The sequence below is a fragment of the Trichocoleus desertorum ATA4-8-CV12 genome, assembly GCA_019358975.1.
Lineage (GTDB): Bacteria > Cyanobacteriota > Cyanobacteriia > FACHB-46 > FACHB-46 > Trichocoleus > Trichocoleus desertorum_A.
Genome location: JAHHIL010000018.1, coordinates 55,917 through 81,984, shown reverse-complemented (window position 1 = coordinate 81,984; position 26,068 = coordinate 55,917). Strand labels below are relative to the sequence as shown.

Genomic DNA, 26,068 nt, shown 5'->3' with positions numbered 1-26,068 from the left:
ACCTCTACCATAAAATGTGGAGTACAAAATCACAGCTCAACTGGGTTGTCATTAAGCTTAATTGATTTGTTGACCTCCAGTATGCCCTGATCCCTGACCCGAATTCATAGACTGTATTTCTAAAGTCTAGCGAAGCATTCGACCACCTAGGCGCGGAGTCACCCCACATTAGAGCTTTCTTCTGTCAGAGTTTAGTTAAGCATTTTTGAGTGATCTAAAAACCGTGTTTACAGGACTTGTGCAAGCACTCGGAACCATCAGGCGGCTGGGAGAAGATCAGCTCCAGGTTACCTGTACCTCTGGTACCTACCCTTTCATTTTGCAGGATCTAGCGCTGGGTGACAGTGTTGCGGTGGACGGAGTTTGTCTCACTGTGACAGAAATATTGCCACAAGGCTTTACGGCAGCTGTTTCTCCCGAAACCCTACGCCGCACCACCTTAGAAAAACAGCTAGAAGCGGGCTATGTCAATCTGGAAGCCTCGCTGCGGGTGGGCAGTAAGTTGGGAGGCCACTTTGTTACGGGTCATGTGGATGGGATTGGTTGTCTTCAAGTGGCAGAGGAAACAGGTAATTCTTGGGAAATGAGCTTTACGGTGGCTGATCCTGCGATCGCCCGCTACATCGTGCCAAAAGGCAGTATCGCCATTAATGGCATCAGCTTGACTGTTGCCGAGTGCAACGCCAATGGCACTTGGTTTAAGGTTGCTGTCATCCCTCACACCTATGCTGAAACCAATCTGCATTATTTACAGCCAGATAGCTGGGTTAACTTAGAGGGCGACATTCTGGGCAAATATGTAGAAAAGTTTCTGCGTTTTGGCTCTGGGCAGGCCCTAGAGCACACTCTAAGCTCAGCTAGTTACAACGATCTGCTCAATGGCTCTGATGCAGCACATCCAGCTCCTGAAGTGATTACTCCAAGCTTCTTAGCAGAACACGGCTACTTATAAAGTAAATTCTTCAAATTGCTTCAAATTGAATTTCTCCCCTTCCCTATTAGGGAAGGGGCTGGGGGTTAGGTCTCAGCGATCGCCCTACAGACCTAACCTTGAGGCTGAGGAACGGCTGGTTTAGCTGCGGTCTGAGCAGTTTGTAGAGACTTAATAAGGTCAGCTGCTGCGAGTTCTAGCTGGGAACCGGGGTCGAGCGTCACCCAACCATTAGCTGTTTGCTGGCGCAACTCAAAGTGCAAGTGAGGGCCAGTCGAGTTACCTGTACTACCGACTCGACCAATCACGGCTCCTTGCTTCACTACCTCACCAGGTTTGACGAAGATTTCGGAAAGGTGAGCATATAGCGTCTCTTGGGTGCCTTTGTTGTGATCAATGGTCACTGTGAGGCCATAACCACCGAGAAAGTCTGCGATCGCTACTTTACCTGCATAAGCTGCCAAGACTGGAGTTCCCATCGGGGCACCTAAGTCGGTTCCAGAGTGGAAACGGCTATCTCCACTAATGGGGTGGATGCGCCACCCAAATATGGAAGTAATCGGAGCAGGCAGCGAAAGTGGGAAGATCAATCTGAGATTGCCATTACCCAACCGACCTGTGGGTCGAGCTGTCTGGTAGTAGAACGAGCGTCCAGAGGCAGTTGTTTGACCAACGCCAATCCCTCTAGCACTAATGTTGATAGGGCCTAGCTGCACTGCTGCTGAGTTTGTGGCTGCAACCCATTGCGTGCTACCTGAGGTGCCGCCCGATGTGTCAGCCCACTTGGTCTCAACTGAGCCAGGTCTCCAAGGAGCGGATTGAGCTGGGGTAGGATTTGAGGTAGTGCCGCAAACTGCACCCGACAAGCCTTGACCACCCGACAGAACTGCTTGGCAACCTGTGGAGCGCTCTGACAAGACCACAGAACTCGGCTGCTCGTAAGCATCTGTAGCACCAAGGTTGTAGTTCGTCGGGTCGATGTAGGCGTTGTTGTAGTTAGGTGGCTCGGACCCCGTTGCGACTGGATTGGGTGAATCGGTAACGGGAGGGGCAGCGATTGACTCCTCTTGGATAGGGACCGCCCAATTAGGAGCAGGCTCTTCTTGAACTGATATAGATGGCTCTGGAGCAAATTCTGGGGATGCCTCTGGAGCAAATTGCTCTGGCTCAGCGACTGCCAAAGGCGCAGGATCAATAGGAGCGACTTCTACAGGAGTTGCTTCCACCGCTGATTGAGGCTCAGGAATTGCGGGTACTACCACAGAATCCACTGGAGCAGTTTGGGCTCCCAGCGTTCCCGCACTCAAGATTCCAATCCCACCCAGGCAAGCCAGACTTTGCATCCACCGAGGATGCTGACGGGAGGTTTTGAGCGTAGGTTGGGCAGAACGAGTCTGCTGGTTCATTTCAGTCCCCTTATTACGCATTTAAGTCGCTCAAGCTAGCAGGTTCAGTCGTTTTATTTACTTATTTTGTTCCCCAGCTGTCATCCTACGGGGGGATGAGCTGTAGATTAATTGCGCTTTTATAGTTTTCTGATTTTAGTTTCTCAGACTAGACATCGTAACCCAGACTGATTGTACCGGGCTTTAGCAAAATTTCCCTAGAGAAAGCTCCCTCGGAGCCAGCCCGAATTTGTAACTCTCCCTTATCTGAGACTCCTATAACAGTTCCCTGAAAGTCATTCACCGCTACTGAGCGTCCTAAATTTGTTAATAGCTTGAGGTAAGAGGGCAAAAGGTTTTCTATCCCTTCTTGCTGCCAAGCTGTATATCCGGACGCAATTCCTTGTAGGGCGATCGCGCTCAACATTTCTAAGGAATCGATCGCGGGTTCTGCCTGTTTTTCTAGAACTGTTTGTAGATTGATTCCCGTTTCGGGAACTGGATTAGTCCAATTGATTCCAACCCCTACGACTGCTTTGGTCACCTGACCTTGATGAATCCGGGTTTCGGTAAGAATCCCTCCCAATTTGCGCCCATTGATCACTAAATCATTGGGCCACTTCAATTGCACAGGCAAGTTATAGCTGCGGAGGGCCGTGGCAATTCCCCAAGCACTACACAACGTCAGTTGAGCGCTATTCGCAATTGGCAAGAGAGGATTCAGCGCTACTGAGAGGTACAAGCCTCCTAAGGGAGACTGCCACTGGCGACCCCACTGCCCTCGTCCTGACTCTTGCTGCAACGCTAAAACAGCTGTACCCGCGATCGCGCCCTGACTGAGCAACTCCCATAGCGTTTGGTTGGTAGAATCGAGAGTTTCAAACACCTGCAACGATAGCGGCAAGGAATGAAAAATATGTTGGTGCTGAAAGACGGCAGATAAATGTTGCCTGGATTGCTGCAGTGCTAGCTCAAACCGTTGTTGCTCAAATCTCACGGGCAAAAGTCTAGAGAGATCGTCGCTTAGGCTAGCATGGACTCATTGCATTTTGACTGATTTCGTTTTGTAAAGCTTCGAACTTTCATGCACACTTGGCACTGGCAAACTTGGGACGAACGGCCTTATCTCACTTGTAGCCTCTTAGAAGCTTGGTCCCACGGCTTTTTTACTCAACACTTCTGGCCCCAAACGCCAAGCAGCTTAGTTAGCGCCTTACAATCCGAGGCGCAGGTTTACCGCGTCAAGCAAGTCCACGGCAACGTTGTTTTAGCCCCCTCTGAAATTGAACTCAGTCTTATCTCTGCTAATGATGCGAGTGCTTCTGAGCCAGATTTGCCACCTGCTGATGGTTTACTAACTGAGCAAGCGAAGCAAGCCGTTTGGGTTTGTAGTGCTGACTGTACCCCGGTACTGATTGCAGATATGGCTACAGGGCAGGTTGCGGCTGTGCATGCGGGCTGGCGTGGAACTGCCGCTAAAATTGTGCCGCAAGCGATCGCTCGTCTGCAAGCTCAAGGCAGCCAATTACACAATCTACGGGTGGCAATGGGACCCGCGATCGCTGGAGGGGTTTATCAAGTTTCGAGTGATGTAGCGGCTGCTTTGGGCGCAACGATTACCCCATCTGCTGCGAATGAGGCCAATGCCGTTATTGAGCAGCTCTATGAACTACCTCAGCCGCCTGTAATTGCTGATCTAGAACCCGATCGCGTCCGAGTGGATGTGCGACGTATCAATGCTTTGCAGTTGGAGCAACTTGGCTTCAGTCCCGAACAAGTCGCGATCGCCCCTCATTGTACTTATCAACAACCAGAGCACTTTTTCTCCTACCGTCGCGATGGCCTGAAAAAGGTACAGTGGTCTGGCATTGTCAGCCGAGCAGTTGTCTAATTATTTCAGGTTGTTTCAGGAACAAAAATCGCCCTAAGAATTAACCTAGGGCGATCGCCTCACAACTTTTTAGACTCCTAGTCTGACCTTAGTTACACGGCAAACCAAGGTCGTTGAGCTAGGGCAGTTACCAACTATGGATTGGTGCTAGGAGCAGGAGTGAACTGGACTGTTCCAGTACCCGCTGGGCTAGAGAAGTTAATCGTTGTGGAATCATCAGAGGTACCAGTTGCAGGGCTGGTTGTGGTGCTGGTCGTGCCACTGGTGCCATCAGTGCTGGTGGTGCCTGTGGTGGACTCAGTTGTAGTACCAGTTGTAGGGCTGGTTGTGGTGCTGGTCGTGCCATCAGTGCTGGTTCCTGTCGTACCAGTAGTGGACTCAGTTGTAGTACCAGTCGTAGCACCAGACTCGGTGGTGGTAGCGTCTGTGGTACCGCTGGTGTCTGTCGTGGACTCAGTAGACTCAGTGGTCGTGGAGTCGTCAGACTCAGTCGTGCTAGTGGTGGACTCAGTAGCCTCAGTGCTGGTACCGCTAGTGCCCGTGGTGGACTCAGTTGTAGTACCAGTGGTAGGGCTAGTTGTGGTGCTGGTCGTGCCATCAGTGCTGGTGGTACCAGTCGTGTCTGTGGTGGACTCAGTAGCCTCAGTGGTGGACTCAGACTCAGTCTGGGTCGTAGAGGTGCTGGATGCGGGTGGTAGTTGTCTCAAACCAACCAAACCGGGGAAGACACGGCTAGAAGGGCCAACGAGGACATAAGTTGTCTGGCTTTGGCGACCACGTGCTACCCGACGGCCACGTCCGCGGCCTTCACTACGGCGTACCTCAATCTCGTTATCATCATCGTTGTCGTCATCATCGTTGTCGTCATTACTGTTAGCGGGAGAGACAACATATGCAACTTGGCTAGTTGAGAGCGAATCAACCGTGAAGAGTTGAATATAAGTGGTTTGGGCTGTGAAGCTGCCGCTAGCTGTACCGCTAGACGCACCACCCGTTGTAGTCGTCGTGGTGCCACCCGTTGTACCACCTGTGGTTGTGCCAGTTGTACCGCCAGTTGTACCGCCTGTAGTGCCACCCGTTGTACCACCCGTTGTACCACCCGTTGTACCACCCGTTGTACCACCAGTGGTCGTGCTGCCAGTGGTCGTGCTACCTGTAGTTGTGCTGCCAGTGGTTGTGGTGCTGCCAGTAGAGCTGATACCAATACCACCTACATTGATTTCTGCTTCGCCAACACTATTGCCTTCTAGTTTGTTAGTACCTACTTCAATCTTGAATTTGGTGTTAGCTTCGGTGCTCTTGTAGCCAAGTTCACCTGTAGCCGTATCAAGCTGAGTTGTACCAACGCCTTGACCTTCAAGCGTGAACTTGGTGTCACCCTTGAAGGCAATGTTTCCAGTTACGCCAGTGCTGTTGATACCGCCAAGTTTGAAATCGGTAGGACCATTGCTGGTACCCTCAACCTTGAAGCTTGCACCTTCAACTTTGAAGTCTGTCTTGCTGCTGGCGCTATCAAAATCAATTGTGCTGTTGGTGCCAGTAGTGCTAGCAAAGGTGGTCGTACCTTGGCCTTGACCTTCAAACTTGAATTTGGTGTTGCCACTGCCGATCGGAGTGCTAGGAGGCAAGTTTGGTGTTGTGCTACCACCAGTAAAGCGATAGTCAGAAGGTAGAGCGATCGAGCCACCACCAGGCAGGTTAGCTTCGAATTTACCGCTGTATAGCTGACCATCTTGCGCTTTGAATGAGCTAGCAGATTCCTGCGACAGAGTTACCCCGGTGATAGGCAAGAAGATTGGGGGAGCAGAACTGTCTGTGGAGCTATTGGTGGAAGTATTAGTGGAAGTATTGGTTGAGGTATTGGTGGAAGTATTGGTCGAAGTATTAGTGGAAGTATTGGTTGAGGTGTTAGTTGAAGTGTTGTCTGAGGTATTGCTGGAAGTGTTGCTGGAGCCACTCGCACTTGTTAGTGGGGTGATCAACGTACCGCCGATCAAAGTGTCGGGTGCAAAAGAGTTGAGTTTGAAATCCAGAGTTGTTTTTACATTCTGGAAAAATACTGGGTTGCCTGTAGCAGTAAAGGCACGGCCAGAGAGCAAGCCTTGTAGCTGTCCAGTTTCACCGCCCTTGGGTACACCAGTGGTGGAATCTAGTCTGCCAGCAGTCGGAGTAAAGCGAGAATTAACCGTTACACCAGCTGCCGTTTCTAATCTAAGTTGACGGGTTCTGGCATCAAATAGAACTGTGTCGCCACCTGAAGTAGAGGTAGAGGTAGTAGAAGTAGTGCTCGTAGTAGTATTTGTGTTGGTGACACCAGGAACGAAGAAGGAAGCATCACCGCTCGTTCGACCGCCAGTTACCGCAATCTCAGCCCGAGCGGTCGTTGAGATCGCCAAGCTTCCAGCCAAAAGACCCAAACAAACAACATACCGGGTTGATTGATTAATCACAGAAGAATCCTCACTGAACGGTGAATAAACAACAAACAGAAAACGCGACTCTAGCAGCAGGCAATTCAACCAAGTACCGAAATTTTTAGTCTAGATAATCCTGAGCTGAGTCTTGCTAGAGAGTAAGTAATAGAATCAGTAGATGTCTAAAAGGAAACAAAATTTAGAGGGTATTAGCAATTACAGTTTTCTGGAAACGCTTCACCTAAGCTGAGTGCAAAAGTTAGACGGCTTCAGGGTTGCTGGTCTGCATGGATACCCGTATGTGTTTAGAACGCTACTTGAGAGTGGAAGTTCCCGGTTTGGGCTGTTTATTTTTTGAGTGACAAAATTGTATTCAGAGAAGGAAGTGTAGCCATCACTGCACTCTCATTCAGCAGCCCTAGTCTCTAATTAACTCCGGAGTCCGGGTAGATGTCTCCACCTAAGAACGCGATCGCCTGTATCTTTGCTACCTCGGCTTGAGAATAATTCTAGAGACTTAGTTCTACCACTCATCTGGTGATATACACAGCTTAAATTCCAGTTCTAGAGTACTCACAGAGTTAGCAAGTGTAATCAGGGTTTTTGCATCTTTATTAAAACTTTGTACCTAGCTGTAAGCTCTAGGTTGATAGTGTACAGGCTCATCCTAATATCACTGATGACTGAAGCCTGATCACCAATTGCGATGCAAGAGCCAATCATGTAATTGATTGAGCGCCAAATAGCTGATTTGGCAATATCTCCAAGCAATTGATGATATCTACCGTTTTAGGTTTTTCGCTATTTTCTAGTCATTAGGGCTAGGTGTAATATGCCCTTTCCTAAGTAGCGTCACCTGAAAAGTTAGTAGTCAATACAGTACTGACGTATGTTCATACTGACGGTGTAACGCTTTATATACTGGTGACAAAACTATACGCAAGTACTGAATTGTAAAAATACTTGAGTTGATGCGTTTGGTTGATTGATATGGCGAATACTACCGTGAACGCACGCAATTAATATAGATTGTTGCCACAAGATCTCTACGGAAAATCCACGATCGCAGAGCCAATGAATCACGCCCGCTAAAAGGTTCTAAGAAATATTGGCAATCATCTGGTCCAGCAAGTCCGAAAAATGCTGTCGTTCTGATGGTGAGATTCCGGTTAAGGCGCTGTCGCGGATTTCCACTGCGATGGGGGGCAAAACTTCACGTAGCTGTTCCCCTGCATCTGTCAACCAAATTCGCCAAATTCGTCGATCTTCGGAGTCCCGTTCCCGCCGGATCAGTCCTCGCTCTTCCATGCGGTCTAGCACTCCGGTTAGGGTGCCACCTACTTGTTGTAGTTTCTCGCTGATGCTAGAGGTTGCTAAGCCGTCTTCCTCCCACAAGCAACACAAAACTACCCAGTGAAAGGGAGTTAGGCCGAGAGGTTCTAGTCGTTCTTGAAACTTACGACTGAGAAGCTGGGATAGCAACTTAATCCGATACCCAATGCCTTGTGGAGCCAGTACTTCCTGCCATTCTTTAGGTAATTTTGGCTGGACAGGAGAAGAGGTCATCGCAGCTCCTAAAAGCTTTGCTTAGCATACTTAGTATTTTAGGGTGGTGTATTTGATTTTGCCTATTGGTTAGCTTCAGATTTCCCGAAAATAGCTAAAAAATAGCCCCCAGAGGTCTTTGGGGGCCAGCTCCTAAAGGAGTGATGAGGTAACATTGGTACAAATGTATTGTATAGCTAGGTGACTTGTCAAGTCTCTGTTCGAGGATTAATCGCTGCGGCATGGCCTCAGTGGAGTGGGTTGAGATAGAAGAGATAGGCGCGATCGCAGTTTTGACAAATTAAATACTGAATTAGTCCACTAAGAGCTGAGTTGCATAGGAAATTGTATCGGTAAATACAGAACGAACTGCCCCGAAATTGGTGCAATCATTTTTACTTCCTCAATATCCTCAGGGTTTTTAGACAGGCAACCGTCTGGTTTCAAAACTATGCAGTTGCCCTCGTAGTCAGCAGCCTGCAATTGCGAAGTTAAGGGGGCGCTCTACCATACGTAGGGCTGCATTGTTTGATACAAGTTCATTTCTTGACTCCATGCCTAAGTAGCGGCTTGATTAACCAAGTTGTCTCCTGAGCCATTCATCGATTCGTTTATGAAGGAACGTTCAGTCGCAATGTCAAAACTAATGCTCACCCAAAAGTCGCGAGGCAGACGTAAACAGCTGTCCTTGCCACGAGCAGCGAAATGGTTTTCTCCCGCTTGGTACGCCAAGATGCTCTCTCCGAGTTGGCAAGCTTGCATCCCTTTAGCTCTCATCATTGTGTTGGCTTGGGGTTATGCTGCTGTTGCTCAGACCGCTCCTGATCTAGCCGCTGTTGCTCAGACAACCGCAGATCTGAGAGTTGGCTTAGATACGATGTGGGTCATGGTGGCAGCAATGCTGGTGTTCTTTATGAATGCTGGATTCTGCATGCTAGAGACTGGCTTCTGCCGTCAGAAGAATGCGGTCAACGTCTTAGCTAAAAACTTGATCGTCTTTGCCATGTCTACCATCGCTTTTTGGGTAGCTGGCTTCGGCTTGATGTTTGGCGGTGGCAATGACTTTATTGGTACTGATGGCGTATTTTTCCTGTCGGGAATTGATAACAGCCCCGCAACCCTAGATGCATATCAGGGAGCCTATGGTTCGCTCAACTGGGCAGGCGTACCTTTGCTAGCAAAATTCTTCTTTCAACTTGCCTTTGCAGGAACTGCTGCCACGATTGTCTCTGGTGCGGTAGCTGAGCGAATTAAATTCGTTGACTTCCTAATCTTTAGTTTGTTGTTGGTTGGAATTGCTTACCCCCTCACAGGACACTGGATTTGGGGCGGCGGCTGGCTGGCAAAAGCTGGTTTCTTTGACTTTGCAGGTTCAACTGTGGTTCATGCCGTTGGAGGCTGGGCTGCATTAATGGGAGCAATTATTCTCGGCCCCCGCATTGGTAAGTACAACGAAGATGGTACCTCCAATGCGATGCCTGGTCACAACATTGCGATCGCTACCTTAGGTTGTTTGATTCTATGGCTGGGTTGGTTTGGCTTTAACCCAGGCTCTACGATGGCTGTTAGCTGGCAAATCGCTCATATTGCGATGACAACCAATATTGCTGCTGCTTTTGGCGGCTTGGCTGCCACTCTTGTCGCTTGGATTGTGTTGGGCAAGCCTGACCTCTCGATGGTGATCAACGGCATTCTGGCAGGGTTAGTTGCAGTCACAGCATCTTGTGCGTTCATACCAGTTTGGACCTCTGCCATCATCGGTACTGTCGGCGGTGTAATCGTTGTATTTGCCGTCCTCTGGATTGACCGCATGAAAATTGATGACCCTGTGGGAGCTATCTCGGTTCACCTAGTCAATGGCGTTTGGGGTACGATCGCTCTGGGTCTTTTTGCTGTTGGGCCTAATGTCAAAGTCGGTCAAGATATTTTGTACACTGCTGGTCCTAGTAGAGGTTTCTTGCTAGGCGGTGGTTTTGGGCAACTTGGCGCTCAACTCTTAGGTACTATTTCTGTTGCCTTGACTATAGGAATCCTCTCAGCCATCTTCTGGTTGGCCCTGAAAGCAACCTTGGGTATTCGGGTATCAGCCGAAGAAGAGCTGAAGGGTTTGGACATTGGCGAACATGGCATGGAAGCTTATAGCGGTTTCCTTAAGGATGCTAGTGGTATGTCCAGCAGTACCATTCGCTAAGCTTCTATGGTGCTATTGCAATGAAGTTGGGCACCTACCTAATGAAATCTGATTGAATTAGTATTTGCAATTCAAAAGGCTGCTAGAGCTTAAGGTTCTGGCAGTTTTTTGATTTTTGCTGGGCTAATGAGTTGCAAATCGATAGCCAGCTTTATCAGCGAACCCTAGTTGCGACTAATTTTTTGGACGAATGCCAGATTGCGACTACAATCTGATTCAAAATGACGTTGAGTGTGGTGCAGTGCCTACTCGCTCTCGAAAAATCGTTCCTGCTTGGGCCTTGTTGTCGGTTGTAGCCAATGGCTTCCTGCTATTGACCGTGCTGCTATTGCTGCGAGGGTACAGTTTACCGTGGCTTGCCAAGGCTAGTGCGGCTGCAAACCAGAGTCAGCTACCGCGCTCTACTGTCTCTGCAACGCCAGAGTTGGGACCGCGTCATCAGCTTACCTACGACCAATGGTTGACTCTCTTGCAGCAAGAAGCTAAGGCCGCAGCGACAGACCGCCCCAAGCGCCTGAATATACTGGTGGGAGATTCTTTGAGCCTTTGGTTTCCACCTGAGTTGTTGCCAACGCAGCAAAGCTGGTTGAACCAAGGTATTTCTGGAGAAACTTCGGCTGGGCTCCTCCGCCGTCTAGAGTTGTTTGACGAGACCCAACCAGAAACAATTTTTGTCCTAATTGGCATTAACGACTTAATTAGAGGGGTAGGAGATGCGGATTTGCTAGAAAATCAGTATCGGATTATCCGCGACTTGCAGCAGGTACATCCCCAAGCTCAGATTGTTTTGCAGTCAATATTGCCGCACGCAGGCGATCGCGCTACTTGGCAAGGCAAAGACCGCCTGAATGCAATTTCTAATGACCATATTCGTCAGCTAAATCAGGAACTCAAAGCGATCGCCGAGGAAGCGGGAGTACATTTCCTCGACTTACACCCCCTATTTACAGATGCTCAAGGCAATTTACGGACTGACTTTACGACGGATGGTTTGCATCTGAGCACTCAAGGCTACTTAGTCTGGCGATCGGCCCTACAACTTTTCCGGGAAATGAAATTGGCACCCCTAACTGCACAAAGCTAGATTCATTCTGAACATGTTGAGTCTCTAGTTCTGTGCCTAATCCCGAACTGGGATCTTCAACTACCTTCATCCCTCATCCCTCATCCTTTAAACAGACAGCAGGTTGATTGACGATCGCCTCTAAATTCACCGACTTCATCAACTCGGCCCAACTAGCTGCCAAGTTTGCATCTTGGGGGCGGGCACAGCGTTGATCTAATAGAGTTTCGACCGTATCAAACCAAAGTCCATTTTGGGCGTAGATCGCAGGGCGATCGCGAGGAGTGGCGTGCTTTAGCTGTTGAGCAACGGTTGAGCTGGGGACGACTCGTTGCACCCAACCATCGACTATTATGTCTTGCGAGCGATCGGCAGGATTGCAAATGAGGGCCACAGACCAGCGATAATCTTGGCCAAGTTTTAACGGAGGCAAATTCACATCGGTTGGCAAGGATAAGCTAGCAATTCCCGCCTCACCTGTGATGCTAAACGTGGTTTTGTAAATTAGGTTGCGGTTGGCTTGCTTGGCATCTACGTCATACAGGGTAAACTCCACCAGAGGCGCATTGGTTGACGGCAGAGCCCAGAAAAATCGAGGATAGGCTGCGGTCGTCAATCCTAAATTGGTATCGGGTGACAAGGCCACTAAGGGGCCAGAGCTAGTGGGCAGGCACTCGATTAAGCCGTTTCCCCGTGAACCTGCTCCCTGTCGCCGACCTGGAATTTTGGGGCTGGGTGGGGCGGCTGGTGCAGGCCCTCGTACCCTAGGAGCCTCCAGCGAAGGTGGCAAAAACGCTCTAGTCCCTGCTCCCACTCGCCGACCTGGCAGTTTGCGACTGGTGCCTCTAAACTGCATTGCCGAGACTGGCTGAAAACTGCTTTCCACCCAGCATGACAAACCTATCGTTAACCCAACAGCGATAAAAGTTTTGTAAACATTAACCTGAGTCATAAGAAAACTCTTGTGGATCAATTCAGCAGTGGCATCCTGTAGGCTCAGAGCTACGCTAGGAAACACAGCAGGAAGGGCCCATAAGGAGCTAGGGTTGCCACAATTGTAGACTCTTACTTACAAATCTCTGGTTCAGAATTTAAGACCGGAGGTACTTGACGTACAATCTTCTAGCTAGTCCTGCTTATACCTAGCGTCGAAACTTGAGCCGTAGATTTATAGAGGGCAACAAATTGTGCGGAAGCAGCAAGTGGGATGGAGCGTGAGAACAGATTTTTGGCAGTTTCTCTGGCTCCCAGGGGGACTCAGAGCAAAAGCTGTGGGGCTGTTAGCCACGACCTTAATACCGATGCCGCTCAACAGCACTTCTGCTTGGGCTAGTCCTATCCCTCCAGCTCCAGTGCTAGGGGAGCTAGGCAACCTGGTTGCTCAAAGTGTGCCTATTCCGCCTGTTGCTAATCCGCAACTCGACCCCAACCAAGACCGCTTCCTGCAACCCCCGCCGACTCTGCCACTTCCCACCCCGACCGAAAAAGAACCGCCAATCTTACCCACACCTACCCCAGAAGCGTCGCCTGCACAACCGGATGTCACCATTCCTGTCAAAAGCATTGAAGTGATTGGCAGCACGATTTTGGGGCCAGAGGAACTAGACCCGATCGTGCAGCCCTATGAAGGTCGTTCTTTGACCTTGGAGCAACTGCGGACTGTGGCCGATGCCATTACGCAGCTCTATCTCAACCAAGGCTATATCACTTCCCGCGCTGTCTTGGTGGATCAAACGATTACGGATGGCGTCGTTAGGATTCGCGTGATTGAAGGCAGTTTGGAACGCATTGACGTAGAAGGAAATCGTCGGGTTAACACGAGTTACATTCGCGATCGCATTCAGTTGGGGGCAAAAACGCCGCTGAAGAAAGATGCTCTGGAAGACCAGCTGCGCCTGCTCAAAATTGACCCTTTGTTTCAAAACGTTGAGGCGAATTTACGCGCGGGAGAGCAACTCGGCCAAAGTATCTTAACTGTCCGGGTTACAGAAGCGAATCCGTTTGATTTTTACTTGAGTGCTGATAACTATTCACCGCCCAGCGTCGGCTCTGAGCGGCTAGGGGTGAGTGCTGTGCATCGCAACTTAACCGGGCTCGGCGATCAACTCGCAGGTGCTTACTACGTTTCTACAACGGGTGGTGCTGAGTTGTACGACTTCAGTTACCGAGTCCCGATCAACGCCATGAATGGCACGATTCAATTACGAGCCGCTCCGAACGACTACAAAATTACTGACCCCCAGTTTTCGGCCCTAGGCATTCGCGGCAGTTCTGAGTTATATGAGATTAGCTACCGTCAGCCTTTGGTGCGATCGCCCCGTGAAGAATTAGCGCTCTCTCTGGGCTTTACCTTCCAAGATGGGCAGACTTTCCTGTTTGACAATATTCCCAACCCCTTTGTGCTCGGCACGGGGCCGAATGGCATTAGCCGTACCAGCGTGATCAAGTTTGGTCAAGATTATGTCAAGCGTGATCCGGGCGGAGCTTGGGCCTTGCGATCGCAGTTTAATGTTGGAGTGGATGTTTTTGATGCCACCACCAATCCTGATCCAATTCCCGATGGGCGTTTCTTTAGTTGGTTAGGGCAGGCTCAGCGCGTTCAGGTACTGGGTACGGATAATTTGCTGATTGCTCAGTTAGACTTACAGCTCACACCCGACAGTCTCTTGCCGTCGCAGCAGTTTGTGATTGGTGGGGGCCAATCAGTGCGTGGTTTCCGGCAAAATGCCCGCTCTGGAGATAACGGTGTCCGCTTTTCGCTCGAAGATCGGATTGCTTTGCAGCGCAATGAAGCAGGAGTCCCCACTCTGCAACTCGCCCCATTCTTTGACCTAGGCGCTGTGTGGAATGAGGCCAGAAACCCCAACGAAATTAACAATGAGCGGTTCTTGGCTGGAGCAGGCGTAGGACTCCTGTGGCGACCCGTTGCGGGTTTAAACATCCGGCTAGATTATGCTTTTCCTCTACTGGATCTCAGCGATCGCGGCCAGAATGCCCAAGACGAAGCAGTCTATTTTAGTGTGGTCATTCGACCTTGACGGGGGAGCTTTACCAAGGGTTGCCAACCATTGTGAAGGCGGCCCAATAGTAAGGATGGGAAAGTTCGCGATCGCCTAAATTCCTCCAAACTGTTACTAGGGTTGCCTCAAGGGATTTTTAGCAAGTCCTAGCGCGTGCTATTGGGAGCAGAAGTTCGGGAACGAGGAGTGGGACTGGTAGAACGAGAATCGGTTGCTGGAGAATTGGTTTGAGAGCAACACTGCACCAAAGGAGCCTTGGCGACAGTCTCTAGCCCCACCGACTTCAGCACAGTTTCCCAATCCGTATTTAAGGTGCGATCGCGGGGGTTGGCTCGGCGTAACTCACTCAGGCTCTTGAGAGTATCGTTCCAGATGCCTGCTTTTGCATAGATAGCAGGGCGATCGCGTGGGGCGGCTTTGGTCAGTTGATTTCCTAAATCTCGGCTGAGGGCTACCCGTTGCACCCATCCTTGGACAAAATCAACGGCTGAAGGATCGGACGGATTGCAGATTAAAGAAAACGTCCAAGAGTAATTCTTGTTCACTTCTAGCGGCGGTAAGGTCGCATTTGCGGGCAAGGTGACGTTAATGACTCCTGGCGACCCAGTAATTGCGAAAGTTGTTTTGTAGATCTCCTGTTTCTTCTCATTGTTCAGCACAAATTCAGCGGTGCGTGCTGGTGTGGGCGGAATGAACCAAAAGAAGGTGGGATACTTTTCGGCAGTCAGCCCTAGATTGGTGTCGGGGATCAAGGCTACCAAGGGTTGCTTAGGATTCGTGCAAGGCCCACGAGTGCCAGCCCCCACCCGACGACCTGGCAGACGGCGTTTGACTGTGCTTGATGGTTGCTGGGTTTGAGCGAGAGTGAGTGTGGGCCAGCTACAGACAAATAACCCTAGAGAGAGGGCTAGGCAAGTTTTCAGCAAAGTTGTCCGGGATTGTTTCTGACGCATACTGATCACCCGTATGGGGATGTTAAACATCGCAAGGGCCAATTGTGAGAGGAGTGATGCAAATACGCCCTATAACTGAAGACCCATAACTGAAGATTCATCGGCAAGGCGATCGCATCCGCAAAGTAGTGTGTCTTAATTAGCTCCCTCAGTGAGAATCCACCGTTTTGGTTTCTATGTCTACTTTGGCTACAAAAGTTTTCTCTGGGTTTGCACCTCCTGCGCCATGACAGATAAGTATTCATTTAGCCAGTTCAACAAAGCCTCAGGGACATTTGCTCAGAGACAGTACTTGCACCCATCTCTGTATTCCTGGTCTTAGTAAACCCAGAGCCTACTGGAGTTAACCATGCTCCCAGACCTGAATCAGCTAGACCCAGAATTCAAATCTCCCTAATTTTGATTGGAGGATGTCACTATGGTAAGTCGCTTTTTTCACTGCTGAGCTTCACCCATCCGTATGAACCTAACAAGCAAACCTAGGCGATCGCGCGGCGCACCAAGATCACAGTGCATTGACTGTTCCGGGCGATCGCTTCGGGAATATTGCCTTTGATCGCTTGTTGCAGCATCCCTTCCCGGCTAGCTCCTAGGGCGATCACATCACAGCGTTCAGTTTGGGCCAACCTCACCACCGCCTCAGACACGGAAGACCCCCAGACAGGCGTGACCACCACGGGAGTTGCCAGACGACGATCCAGCGATCGCGCAGCTTGGTCGAGTGCGATGGTGTTGGGTTTTTGCTCGTTGGGTTCAAACACTTGACAGAGTTTAATCAGTGGTGTTTCTCCCAGAGACGTGAGAGCAGGCAGGAGTTGGACAGCATATTGAGCGTTTGGCCCCCCTGCGATCGGCACTAACCAGCGATTAAAAGTTTCTGCACCCTGTAATCTAGCCAAAACGACATCACAAGCGGCCTGCCGAATAACGGTATCCACGGCTCCCCCAAACACTCGTCCTGGTGTGGAGGTGTTGCCTTTCCAGCCCATCAAGATCAGGTCAATATGGCGCTCCTTAATGGTTTCTAGAATCGCTTGCGACACATCATGGGCGACCCGAATTTGGGTGTGTACCGGAATCTGCCAAGCTCGGCCCAGGTTTTCTGCCTGTCGTAACAACCTCCGGCTCTTTGCCGTGCTGACAGCGGTTTCTTCGGGAGAACTGCTGCGTGGAATCAGCACCACTTGCAAGCATTCAATTTCTAAGTTGCGATCGCGGGCAATGGCAGTGGCGAGGCGAATCAGAGAAGCTGCGGTCTGGGGATTGCTCAAGGGCAACAATAAGCGACCCCGACCCAAAGCGGGCGATCGTGTTTGGTACACCACATAAGACGCTTCGGGCTGTGGTCCTACTTGCTCGGTCTTGCCGCTGAGTTGATCCGATTGCGCCCGAATAATGTCGGCTCTCGTAATAATGCCCACGAGCTTGCGACCTTCTGTGACGGGCAAACGGCTGATTTTGTAGCGATTGAGCAAATACAGCACATGAGATAGGGGATCTCTCGGGGTGACGGTGACAGGCTGCGGCGTCATTAAGGCTTGTAGCGGCGCGGTTTCGGAGAGTTGTAACTGTCCTTGGTTGCCCAGATCGGTTTGGGTGACAATGCCGACCAACTTGCCTTGATCCACTACCGGAAAGCCCCGATGATGCGATCGCGAAAATGCCTGCATTACCTCCTCTAAAGTCATCTGACTCGACAGCGTTTCCACCCGCCTTTGCATGATGTCGGCTGCGGTTAAGCCAGATAAACGGCCTTCGATCGGGGCTTCGTCCTCCAAATAAATGCCATTCCAAGCCAAGAGCTGCTTGTAAATCGAGCCACTGGCGATCGCTTCGGCCACCAAGTAAGCCACCACCGAACTCATCATCAACGGCAACACCAAATTGAAGTCGGTGGTTATCTCAAACACAATCACGATCGCGGTAATGGGGCCGCGAGTCACAGCGCTGAAGAAAGCACCCATTCCCGTCAGTGCATAAGTGGTGGGAGAACCAATGGCGATCGCCAAATCAGGCGGCACTCCCAACCCCGCTTGTAGGGTTTCGGCAAAGAAACTGACTAAATAACCTAAAGCTGAACCGAGAATCAGAGACGGCGCGAACAAGCCGCCTGGCGCCCCCGAACCATATGCCACCAAAGTCAGCAGGAATTTGCTCACAAAGGCTAGGGCCGTAATTTTCCAGCCCGCTCCCCCTGTCACCAACATTTCTTGGAGTCCAGTATTATCGCGCAGGGTAGCAGGCAGAAAGGCCACAACTAGGCCCGACAGCAGCCCAGCTAAGCCAATCCGCATTGGCAACCCCCCCACCCGTGGCAACTTGCGGTTCAATGCCAAGCTGACGAAAATGCCTTTGCAGAATAGAGCCCCCAACAATCCTGCCAAAACTCCTAACAGCAAAAAGAGCGGAATTTCTTGAAGGGAAAACTTGGCATGGGAGGTTGTCAGGTTCATATTCAGTCCATGCCCCCCTAGCAACCGGGAAACCACCCCACCCACAAAAGAAGCCAGAATCGCGGTGCCAAGGGTTAGGTTAGAGACATCCTGCAATAGTTCTTCGACGACAAAGATCACACCCGCGATCGGAGCATTAAACCCAGCCGCTAAGCCCGCCGCCGCCCCAGCCGCTAGTAACTGGCGCTGATAGTCGGGAGACGTGGGCACCCAGCGGCTAAACTGTGCGGCTAACGCTGCTCCTACTTGCACCGTTGGCCCCTGGCGTCCCAAGGTTAATCCAGACCCCAGCGATAACATAGTGCTCGCTAGCTTGACCAATGCCACTCGCAGATTGAGGGCGATCGGTACATAGGCCAGGGCTGCTTTTACCTGAGGAATGCCACTGCCTGACGCTTCCGGTGCTAAGCGCTGAATCAACCATCCCGTCAAGCCACCGCCCACTAAACCAATGCAGGGCAAAACTATCCAAGCTGGAAACTCATGAGTGGCGGCGATGCGCCAGCCTCCCACCCAGCCTGCTCCTTGCTTGAGTAAGACGGCTGCTAGGGCAGAGACTAAACCAATGGCGCAAGCCTCAAAAATCGCGAGGCGTTTGGGCCGCAGAAATTGACGGAGATGCTGGGGAAGAGAGAGATACCACATCAGGCCGCAGCTCAGTAGTAGATAGCGGATTAAGCCTGGATGACTTTGCCAAGAGCCAACTCAGCAGCGAGCAGCCCCTCGCTTAGATTGGCTGCATAAACTTCTAGGACTCTGCCACAGTCGATGGAGGGTTTGGCAGGCGGTGGAGGCAGGTAAAACTTACCCCCAATCACCGATCAAAACCATGTGGTGAAGTACTAGTTTTAGTATCGGACGAAAAATTGCTGTGTAGAGGTTCACCTTTGAGCAATCTGCATTGGAAATTGACTCAACCTGCATCAAAGGTGCCCAAGCTTTGGGAGTGAACTAACGATCAAGCTGAGCGATCGCTCCCTCCCATATAGTACTTTGTGGCCCTTACTGTCGCCCTTACTGCCGACCTGTGACAGACAGCCCTTCCACAATCAGCGAAGGAGTGTAGCAAGAGCCGTTCCAATCAGCATCTCCGCCAATCTCTACGAGTTGCTTGAGCGCTGTGTAGACATTGCCTGAAATCATGGTGTCTTTGACGCGGCCTACAATCTGACCTTGCTTGACTCGGTAGCCTAAATCCACATTCACCGAGAAATCCCCCGAAATGCCTGCGCCACCCCCCAGCATCTGATCAAGCACTAAGCCTTCATCCAAGCTGGCGATCAAGCCTAGGAGGGACTTGTCGGCAGTTGTGTTAGTCATCATTGCACTCGGCTCAATCAACAAATTAAATAAACCTGGAGTGGGATAGCTGCCTAGACCTGGACGGAAGCCGTTGCCTGTGGTGCCGCTCCCCAGAAGACGCCCGCTGGTGCGATCGGTGTAGAACAGTTGCAGAATCCCATCTTGGATGAAAACGAGGGGGCGAGTGGGCGTGCCTTCATCATCAAAGGGGCAGCTAAAGGGGCCACGATTGGGATGCTGAGAGATTGTTAGCGCATCGGAGACGACTTGTTCTCCTAGGCGATCGCTCCAAGGCGAGGCGCGTTCAATCACCTGCTTGCCGCTGAGTGCTGCCTGTACTGTGCCCCAGAGCATATCAGCTGCTTTGGAGGTAAATAAAATGGGGACTCGACCATTCGGAGATGGCACATTTTCTTTTGCCCAATCCAAGCGTTGCAGCACTTCTTGAGCCAGAGCCACGGGGTCTAAGTTGCCGCGCTGAATTTGTCCATCCGAGACGCTGAGAAAATCATCCCCCCGAATCCACTCCGCTGACAGAAAACAGCTGAGCGTAGTATCGGTGTAGCTAAAATCTAACCCTTCTGAGTTGATCAAGCGGGTACTCTCCGCTTCGCACTCCCATTCAGCCGTACACAAGCTTTCTGGATAAGCTTCCCGGACTAGGGCGATCGCTTCTTTGCCCCAACCGACGAGTTGCTCAATTGCGATCGCTTCTCCCACATCGGGGTAAAAGACTTTGGAGCCTGCCGTCAGCTCGATTGTCTCTGGCTCATTGAGTTCGCTAAGCGCTAAGGCCCGCTCTACCAATGCCTGTGGCTCTACAGGACCATAGGCCACGGCTAAACCGGGACGACCATCCTTCCAAAGGCGCAAGGCTGTGCCCTCGGCCTGGGTACTCTCTAGCTGCTTGAGGCGATTGGCTTCAAAGAAAACAGGACGGGAAAGCGATCGCGATTGAAACACTTCCGCTGCTTCTGCACCTGCGCGGGCGGCTAGCTCCAACAGTTGTTCTGCTGGCATCTCTGGCTGTAGTTCGTCAAGACCCATAAAATCTGTGGACGAGTGAAGCTAACTGGGAAGCAGGCAGAGTTTACGTGACTGATTAATCGCGTCACTTCTTCCACCTGGGATCACTTTACGCTAGATTGGAACCCAATTTAAGCGAGATTCAGTTCCTGTAGTAACCAAAAGCCTGCAAAAGATTCTGCTTCCGGATCAGACTGTACTGCCAGGAAATGCACCTGCTGTGCGGCTGCTTTGGCCTGCTCAAATCCTTGAGCTTCCATTTGTAGCTGAGGTGTGGCGAGATTGGCCAAAATCCAGCGATCGCTCATCCCCGTTTCTAGCAACAATCTTGGTTTGGCTGCGCTAGTATCCATTTTGAGAAACGCCAACTCTAACCCAGACATCCAGCCAGCTAGGGCCAAAGCTCTATAGGAAAAAATGATCAGCCCTGGAATCTTGGTATCGGGCGCTAATTTGAGTATTTCTAGCGGAAAAGCTCTGGTAAAGGCAATTTCCCACTCTGACATCTCAGCCAAGGCGCTAGCCTCCAAGCTGACGAAAGCCCACTGCTGGCCCACTAGTGCATCCGGTAAGGGTTGCGGTGTTCTAGTTTCGTAACTAACGGACGGATTCACCCCCGGTTGAAAATCTGGATGACCGGGATAAACCACTTGTTCGCGCTCTTGCAACCAATGGTTGAGCGCAAATGTCCGACGGCTCACTTCACAAGCAATGCCTAAGTCTTCGCAGGCTTTGTTGATCATGTTCGTCATCTGACGACGAAAGAAGTGAATCTCATCGGGGGGCTGAGGAGCTTGGGCGATCGCATTTTGCAAAGCTTCCTGCAACCACAAAGAGTTTACCTGGGTGCTAGGGCAGTACTGGGCGTAGCGAAAAAAGGTTTCGGCTTGGTGGTTGGCCTCTGAGGGGCTTTCACATACCAATATTTCCCACAGCTTCTTGCCGCTTTCGTCCAAAATCGGACGTGAATAAAAATCTAATTCCCAAACGGTACCCATACAGCAATCCGCAAATCAAGGAGCCAGAGCAGAAACAACGATCTGCTCCATTACCAGTATCGGTGACACTGGTTCTGAGAGGTACGACAACTTGCAGGCAAAGCGATCGCTCTGACAGGCACGAGTTTGCCAAAAGCTAACACTCCAGGGCTCTACCAGGGCTATAGATGATGCTAGAGCAAAGAAGAAAGCGGTTTCTGCTTACGGATATCCATCATGTCAGCCAAGTTAGCTTCGCCCCAATCGAGCGGATGGCTTTCGTTCTCCGGAACCACGGTGACGACTGGTTCTATGACCACTGATGCTGTGGCGTATTCTGCCTGACGCATCCGCATCGGTTCTGTGGAAACAACCGTAGCAGTTGCACCCTGCGATCGCTGCCCTGCCACTGTCCCCACTTTTTTGCGCCGCGTTGGTGAGCTAGAACGACGAGTCGCTTTAGCAGACTGGCGTTTCTCAGGGGCAGGTGAGCGCGATAGCATCGCTCGCTGTTGCGACTTGAGCTGGGATAAATTGGGTTGCGAGTTGGGCCGAGATTCTCCCTGCTCAATCCGTCGAGAAATGAGGATAGAACCTGCTGCACAACCAAGAGCCACAGCTCCAAACAGCAATAGATTGAGATCTTTCTCATCCAATTCAGGGGGTTGCGGCTTTGCTGGAGCCGTGGCTATTCCTGGCTCTGTGGGTTCAATGGGACCAGGGTAAATCAGCTTTTTAAGCGCAACTCCTCCTAGCAGCAGTACCAGAACTAGGGAGATTCCCCAAAGGATAAAAGGATACTTTTGGACGATTTGTGCCGTACTGTCCAAAAGCGGTCGCTGAGTCCGATGAGGATGAGTCTGGTTAACCATAGCTACTTTACTTCTTGGCTAGGGAGTCCAAAGTGGTCAGGATTGAGGCTTTAGCTAGAATGCCCATTTGCCTCTGATTGTACTGAAGCGATCGCTTTCTGGCCAAAAATTTGGAACTAAAGATTAGAACCAAAAATTTGGAAGTTGGCTTTAAGAATGTCGCTCCAAGGCGAACTGAATCAGTTGATCGACTAGGGTCGGGAAGTTAACCCCACTAGCTGCCCACAATTGAGGATACATGCTAGTAGCAGTAAAGCCAGGTAATGTATTGATTTCGTTAATCAACACTTCCCCCGTAGACTCCACATAGAAGAAGTCAACTCGCGCTAATCCCGCTGCATCAACTGCTGCAAATGCTTGTAAGGCCATTGCTTGCACTTGATCAGCGATCGTCTCCGGTAGGGGAGCAGGAATGAGCAAATCGGCTCGCCCTTCGGTGTATTTCGTTTCATAGTCGTAGAAGTCACTAGTGTAAGTGATCTCCCCTACGATAGAAGCTTGCGCTTGATCGTTACCTAAAACCGCACATTCCACTTCTCTAGCCACGACTCCAGCTTCTACAATCAAGCGGCGATCGTAACTAGCGGCACTGTCTAACGCTGCTTCGAGTTGAGCCCGCGATCGCACCTTAGCAATACCGACTGAGGAACCTAGGTTAGCAGGCTTAACAAAACAGGGATAACCTAATGTTGCTTCAATTTCGTCGCATAGTTTCGGGTAAACACAAGGATTCGACCAAACCTGCGAACGATTGACTGTCATATATTTAACTTGCGCCAATCCTGCCTGAGCAAAAGCGCTCTTCATGGCAATCTTGTCCATTCCTACCGAGGAAGCCAGCACCCCTGACCCAACATAGGGTACTTGCATCAACTGCAACAAACCCTGAATCGTACCATCTTCCCCATTAGGCCCGTGGAGGATGGGAAACCAAACATCAATTTCGGCAGCTAGGGGTGGAAATTGCCAAAGGTGAGCGCGAGTAGCAGTTGAGGATGCTTCCTCAGAAGATAAGGGCACACCAGAGTCTAGAACTGACTGAGCGACTTCTGGAGCTTGCCAACAGCCATCTTTTTGGATGTAAAAAGGCGACACTTTGTACTTGCTAGGATTTGGCTCTGTCTTTAAAGCGTTAGCGATCGCGCGGGCCGAACGAATCGAAACTTCATGCTCCCCTGAGCAACCTCCAAACAGCAACCCCACCCGCAGCTTCGTCATGACTGAATCCTTCCGGCACAATCTATCGCAGCTAGCGTATCACACCCGCCTCGGCTTGCCAGAAGCAATTGCGAACAATTTTTTGGGATTGCTGGATGAGCGATCGCTAGCTTGATAATCAACGACAGTGAAGTACCCGACGCTGATTGCAAGCAATACAGCACGGGCTTCCTGTTTCAACAGCCGCTGCCTCCACCTTGCAAGCAAAGTACTGGTCTGACGCAGCTTCTGGAGGTTTTGGTCATGCCTGTATTAACAGCACATCCCACTGACTCCCGTGATAGTTGCCTACCACCCAGGCAGCAACCCGCCTTCCGCAGGTTGATAACTTTTGCTTTTGTTTCTCTTGGATTTACGCAATGGCGACCAGTTGGAGAAAACAGCTTCCCTGAGCTACCGATCTGCCTGCGGCAAGAGTCGAACCTCTACTTTGAAGTTTGCCTGTCTGTTCGATGCGGTCAGGTGGGTTGTTAAACCATCTGTATTATACCCTGAAATCCTTGCCATGAAAAGACTTCAAGCCTTTTATTTGCTCGATAGATTGGCGATTCGTCGCTCACCTACTCCACCCGCCTGTGGCATCGTTCGGGGTGAGACTCCTCATCGCCGGACTCCCTATCCCGACGCTAACTTTTCAAGTACAGCGCGGGGCTTCCGTCGCTAGCTAAGCGCAAACAGCGGGCACGACAGGTTGACCCGTCAGGCTGAAAGCTCGCACTTCAGTGATTTTGACTTGAACAACCTGGCCTTTGAGCGTGTTGATGTCACCAGGGAAGAAGGTGAGACGGTTGCCACGGGTGCGACCCATGACTTGCGTGGGATCTTTGCCATTTTGATCTTCTACCAAGACTTCTTCGATGCGGCCTAGGTAGCGCTGCGATCGCTCGGCGGCTTTGGTGTTGACTAGATGATTAAGGCGTTGCAGGCGATCGCTCTTGACTTCCTCGCTGAGTTGGTTGTCCCAAATGGCCGCAGGAGTGCCAGGGCGTGGCGAGTAAGCGGCTGTGTTGAGTAAGTCAAAGCCAATCTCATCGACCAGCTTCAGGGTATTCTCAAATTGCGCTTCGGTCTCACCGGGAAAGGCCACGATCGCATCGGCACTAATCGAGGCGTCGGGCATATAGCTGCGAATCGTGTCGATGATGCGACGGTATTTTTCTTGGGTGTAGCCGCGAGACATGGCCTTGAGAACTTCATTATCTCCAGACTGGAAGGGGATGTGGAAGTGCTCACAAACTTTTGGCAGCTCGGCACAAGCCTTGATTAAGCGCTCCGTAAAGTAGCGGGGATGGCTCGTGGCAAAGCGAATCCGCTCAATGCTAGGAACATCATGCACATAGTAGAGGAGATCGGTGAGGGTATGTTGATGCCGACCTTCGGGAGTGGCCCCAGGCAGATCGCGCCCGTAAGCATCAATGTTTTGACCCAACAGCGTAATTTCTTTGTATCCTTGCCGCCCTAGTTCCTCAATTTCAGCTCGGATTGCTTCGGGGGTACGAGACTGTTCAATGCCTCGGACTCCAGGAACTACACAGTAAGTGCAGCGTTCGTTGCAGCCATAGATTACATTCACCCAAGCAGTCACTTTACTGTCGCGTCGGGGCTTAGTAATGTCCTCAAAAATATGGACAGCTTCTGTCGCTACCACCTGATTGCCACTGAAGACTTGCTCTAGGAGATCTTGTAAGCGGTTGGCATGCTGGGGTCCCATTACTAGATCCAGTTCTGGCACCCGCCGTAACAGGGATTCGCCTTCTTGCTGAGCCACACAACCCGCTACCACTAAGGTCAAGTCAGGCTGCTCATGTTTCCTGCGAGCTTGCCGACCTAAGTAGGAATAAACTTTTTGTTCTGCGTTATCTCGAATCGTGCAGGTGTTATAGAGAATGAGACTGGCCTCATTCGGGTCCTCTGACCACTGAAAGCCCATGTCTTCTAAGATGCCAGCCATGCGCTCGGAGTCAGCCTTATTCATCTGACAACCAAAAGTAGTGATGTGATAGCGGCGAGAAGAGGTGGTCATAGGAAGCTACAGGCCAAGGATAACAAGTGTCAAACCTTCATTATAAATTTTTGTCGTCGCTCTGCCTGGGAATAGAAATCAATAATATGACTTTAAGTTCAATGAACTTAGAAAGTTTTTATCCAGTTGAGGGTGTGAAAAATGACGCAATAGAAACCTTTTAAACTTGTATTGGGTCTTAATTTCTGTGATGAGACCTTAATCAAATTTCTATAGTTATCAGGTTTTAATCTGCTATGGCGATCGCTGTGACTCGTACCTTTTTTTGTGGCTTAGCTCTAAGCGGGCTAGCCCTAGCAAGTCTCTTTGTAGGCTCGGCTAGAGCAGGCCAACCCGTGCTGAATCAAACCCCTCAAACTATTGAGCGCACCTTTGGCCGCCATCAGACTCGCCTTACCACTCCAGATGGCGTTACTTATACTTACTCCGCCACTCAGTTGCGCCAACTGTTTCCTCAATTTCCTCAAACTGCGTGGTCAATTACCTTCGTCAATAACCGCGCCAAATACATCAACCTGAACGTAGCTGCCAATCCCAACGTTGACGACTTCACCTACGACCAAGCAGAAGCCGCCAAATTCTTCCAATTCGTTTTTGGCTACCAACCCCCCACTTGGCAGGAACTATCAACCCAGTTCACAGGCAACACCACCATCTACGACTACCAATACTGCCTAGGAGACGGCATTGCCACCAGCTTCACCCGCATGGGCTACAAACAATTCGCCGACTTCATTCAGCTTTATTACGATCCCCGGTGTGAAAAGAAGTGAGGAGTCAGAAATCAGGAGTCAGGAAGCAAGA

General features: G+C 50.7%; 19 protein-coding genes. 7 read left to right on the top strand and 12 right to left on the bottom strand.

The window, feature by feature from the left end; genetic code table 11:
* The first annotated feature begins 223 nt into the window (after positions 1–223).
* Positions 224–952 carry a riboflavin synthase gene (gene ribE / locus KME12_14705; protein ID MBW4489036.1) on the top strand — a complete coding sequence of 243 codons (729 nt, stop codon included), beginning with the start codon at positions 224–226 and terminating at the stop codon, positions 950–952.
* Positions 953–1,044: 92 nt separating this feature from the next.
* On the opposite strand, the gene KME12_14700 is transcribed toward ribE, so the two are convergent.
* Positions 1,045–2,274, bottom strand: coding sequence for a peptidoglycan DD-metalloendopeptidase family protein (locus tag KME12_14700; protein ID MBW4489035.1), 1,230 nt, complete (start codon positions 2,272–2,274; stop codon positions 1,045–1,047).
* Positions 2,275–2,485: 211 nt separating this feature from the next.
* A complete protein-coding gene (locus KME12_14695; protein ID MBW4489034.1) occupies positions 2,486–3,232 on the bottom strand; it encodes a biotin--[acetyl-CoA-carboxylase] ligase in 747 nt (248 codons plus the stop codon).
* Between the two features lie 168 nt (positions 3,233–3,400).
* Here KME12_14695 and pgeF point away from each other — a divergent pair, with 168 nt between their 5' ends.
* The gene (pgeF, locus tag KME12_14690) at positions 3,401–4,207 is read left to right on the top strand and encodes a peptidoglycan editing factor PgeF (protein MBW4489033.1); all 807 of its coding nucleotides are present in this window, start codon (positions 3,401–3,403) and stop codon (positions 4,205–4,207) included.
* Positions 4,208–4,341: 134 nt separating this feature from the next.
* Here the strand turns inward: pgeF and KME12_14685 are convergent, their stop codons facing one another.
* Both KME12_14685 and KME12_14680 read right to left on the bottom strand, forming a co-directional pair.
* The gene (locus KME12_14685) at positions 4,342–6,657 is read right to left on the bottom strand and encodes a hypothetical protein (protein ID MBW4489032.1); all 2,316 of its coding nucleotides are present in this window, start codon (positions 6,655–6,657) and stop codon (positions 4,342–4,344) included.
* A gap of 1,062 nt (positions 6,658–7,719) precedes the next feature.
* Positions 7,720–8,187: a MarR family winged helix-turn-helix transcriptional regulator gene (locus KME12_14680; GenBank protein MBW4489031.1), complete on the bottom strand. Its 468-nt coding sequence runs from the start codon at positions 8,185–8,187 to the stop codon at positions 7,720–7,722.
* A gap of 625 nt (positions 8,188–8,812) precedes the next feature.
* Here KME12_14680 and KME12_14675 point away from each other — a divergent pair.
* Entirely contained in the window at positions 8,813–10,357 is a 1,545-nt protein-coding gene (locus KME12_14675; protein MBW4489030.1) for an ammonium transporter, read from the top strand.
* 190 nt (positions 10,358–10,547) lie between these two features.
* Positions 10,548–11,441 carry a lysophospholipase gene (locus tag KME12_14670; protein MBW4489029.1) on the top strand — a complete coding sequence of 298 codons (894 nt, stop codon included), beginning with the start codon at positions 10,548–10,550 and terminating at the stop codon, positions 11,439–11,441.
* A gap of 73 nt (positions 11,442–11,514) precedes the next feature.
* On the opposite strand, the gene KME12_14665 is transcribed toward KME12_14670, so the two are convergent.
* A complete protein-coding gene (locus tag KME12_14665; GenBank protein MBW4489028.1) occupies positions 11,515–12,372 on the bottom strand; it encodes a DUF928 domain-containing protein in 858 nt (285 codons plus the stop codon).
* A 349-nt stretch (positions 12,373–12,721) separates the two neighbouring features.
* Between KME12_14665 and KME12_14660 the strand changes: the two genes are divergently transcribed.
* Positions 12,722–14,458, top strand: a complete 1,737-nt coding sequence (locus KME12_14660; protein MBW4489027.1) for a ShlB/FhaC/HecB family hemolysin secretion/activation protein — start codon at positions 12,722–12,724, stop codon at positions 14,456–14,458.
* A 128-nt stretch (positions 14,459–14,586) separates the two neighbouring features.
* On the opposite strand, the gene KME12_14655 is transcribed toward KME12_14660, so the two are convergent.
* The 6 genes from KME12_14655 to KME12_14630 all read right to left on the bottom strand — a co-directional run bounded on the left by KME12_14655 (position 14,587) and on the right by KME12_14630 (position 23,241).
* Positions 14,587–15,393, bottom strand: coding sequence for a DUF928 domain-containing protein (locus tag KME12_14655; protein MBW4489026.1), 807 nt, complete (start codon positions 15,391–15,393; stop codon positions 14,587–14,589).
* A gap of 479 nt (positions 15,394–15,872) precedes the next feature.
* Complete coding sequence (locus KME12_14650) at positions 15,873–18,491, bottom strand: chloride channel protein (GenBank protein MBW4489025.1); 2,619 nt, start codon at positions 18,489–18,491, stop codon at positions 15,873–15,875.
* 369 nt (positions 18,492–18,860) lie between these two features.
* Positions 18,861–20,195 carry a TldD/PmbA family protein gene (locus KME12_14645; protein ID MBW4489024.1) on the bottom strand — a complete coding sequence of 445 codons (1,335 nt, stop codon included), beginning with the start codon at positions 20,193–20,195 and terminating at the stop codon, positions 18,861–18,863.
* Between the two features lie 110 nt (positions 20,196–20,305).
* A complete protein-coding gene (locus KME12_14640; protein MBW4489023.1) occupies positions 20,306–21,172 on the bottom strand; it encodes a Tab2/Atab2 family RNA-binding protein in 867 nt (288 codons plus the stop codon).
* 173 nt (positions 21,173–21,345) lie between these two features.
* Positions 21,346–22,023, bottom strand: a complete 678-nt coding sequence (locus tag KME12_14635) for a hypothetical protein (GenBank protein MBW4489022.1) — start codon at positions 22,021–22,023, stop codon at positions 21,346–21,348.
* Between the two features lie 150 nt (positions 22,024–22,173).
* Positions 22,174–23,241 carry a D-alanine--D-alanine ligase gene (locus tag KME12_14630; GenBank protein MBW4489021.1) on the bottom strand — a complete coding sequence of 356 codons (1,068 nt, stop codon included), beginning with the start codon at positions 23,239–23,241 and terminating at the stop codon, positions 22,174–22,176.
* A 505-nt stretch (positions 23,242–23,746) separates the two neighbouring features.
* On the opposite strand from KME12_14630, the gene KME12_14625 reads away from it, so the two are divergent.
* Positions 23,747–23,905 (top strand): hypothetical protein, encoded by a 159-nt coding sequence (locus tag KME12_14625; protein ID MBW4489020.1) that lies wholly within the window; start codon positions 23,747–23,749, stop codon positions 23,903–23,905.
* Here the strand turns inward: KME12_14625 and miaB are convergent, their stop codons facing one another.
* Positions 23,906–25,264 (bottom strand): tRNA (N6-isopentenyl adenosine(37)-C2)-methylthiotransferase MiaB, encoded by a 1,359-nt coding sequence (gene miaB / locus KME12_14620; protein MBW4489019.1) that lies wholly within the window; start codon positions 25,262–25,264, stop codon positions 23,906–23,908. It abuts the gene before it with no gap.
* Between the two features lie 236 nt (positions 25,265–25,500).
* Here miaB and KME12_14615 point away from each other — a divergent pair, with 236 nt between their 5' ends.
* Entirely contained in the window at positions 25,501–26,037 is a 537-nt protein-coding gene (locus KME12_14615) for a hypothetical protein (GenBank protein MBW4489018.1), read from the top strand.
* Positions 26,038–26,068: the final 31 nt, after the last annotated feature.

Coding starts and splice junctions, on each gene's coding strand:
- KME12_14700 (MBW4489035.1), bottom strand. CDS start 2,274: ATGCAAAGTCTGGCTTGCCTGGGTGGGATTGGAATCTTGAGTGCGGGA.
- pgeF (MBW4489033.1), top strand. CDS start 3,401: ATGCACACTTGGCACTGGCAAACTTGGGACGAACGGCCTTATCTCACT.
- KME12_14680 (MBW4489031.1), bottom strand. CDS start 8,187: ATGACCTCTTCTCCTGTCCAGCCAAAATTACCTAAAGAATGGCAGGAA.
- KME12_14675 (MBW4489030.1), top strand. CDS start 8,813: ATGCTCACCCAAAAGTCGCGAGGCAGACGTAAACAGCTGTCCTTGCCA.
- KME12_14670 (MBW4489029.1), top strand. CDS start 10,548: ATGCCAGATTGCGACTACAATCTGATTCAAAATGACGTTGAGTGTGGT.
- KME12_14665 (MBW4489028.1), bottom strand. CDS start 12,372: ATGACTCAGGTTAATGTTTACAAAACTTTTATCGCTGTTGGGTTAACG.
- KME12_14660 (MBW4489027.1), top strand. CDS start 12,722: ATGCCGCTCAACAGCACTTCTGCTTGGGCTAGTCCTATCCCTCCAGCT.
- KME12_14655 (MBW4489026.1), bottom strand. CDS start 15,393: ATGCGTCAGAAACAATCCCGGACAACTTTGCTGAAAACTTGCCTAGCC.
- KME12_14650 (MBW4489025.1), bottom strand. CDS start 18,491: ATGTGGTATCTCTCTCTTCCCCAGCATCTCCGTCAATTTCTGCGGCCC.
- KME12_14645 (MBW4489024.1), bottom strand. CDS start 20,195: ATGGGTCTTGACGAACTACAGCCAGAGATGCCAGCAGAACAACTGTTG.
- KME12_14640 (MBW4489023.1), bottom strand. CDS start 21,172: ATGGGTACCGTTTGGGAATTAGATTTTTATTCACGTCCGATTTTGGAC.
- KME12_14635 (MBW4489022.1), bottom strand. CDS start 22,023: ATGGTTAACCAGACTCATCCTCATCGGACTCAGCGACCGCTTTTGGAC.
- KME12_14630 (MBW4489021.1), bottom strand. CDS start 23,241: ATGACGAAGCTGCGGGTGGGGTTGCTGTTTGGAGGTTGCTCAGGGGAG.
- KME12_14625 (MBW4489020.1), top strand. CDS start 23,747: ATGAAAAGACTTCAAGCCTTTTATTTGCTCGATAGATTGGCGATTCGT.
- miaB (MBW4489019.1), bottom strand. CDS start 25,264: ATGACCACCTCTTCTCGCCGCTATCACATCACTACTTTTGGTTGTCAG.
- KME12_14615 (MBW4489018.1), top strand. CDS start 25,501: ATGGCGATCGCTGTGACTCGTACCTTTTTTTGTGGCTTAGCTCTAAGC.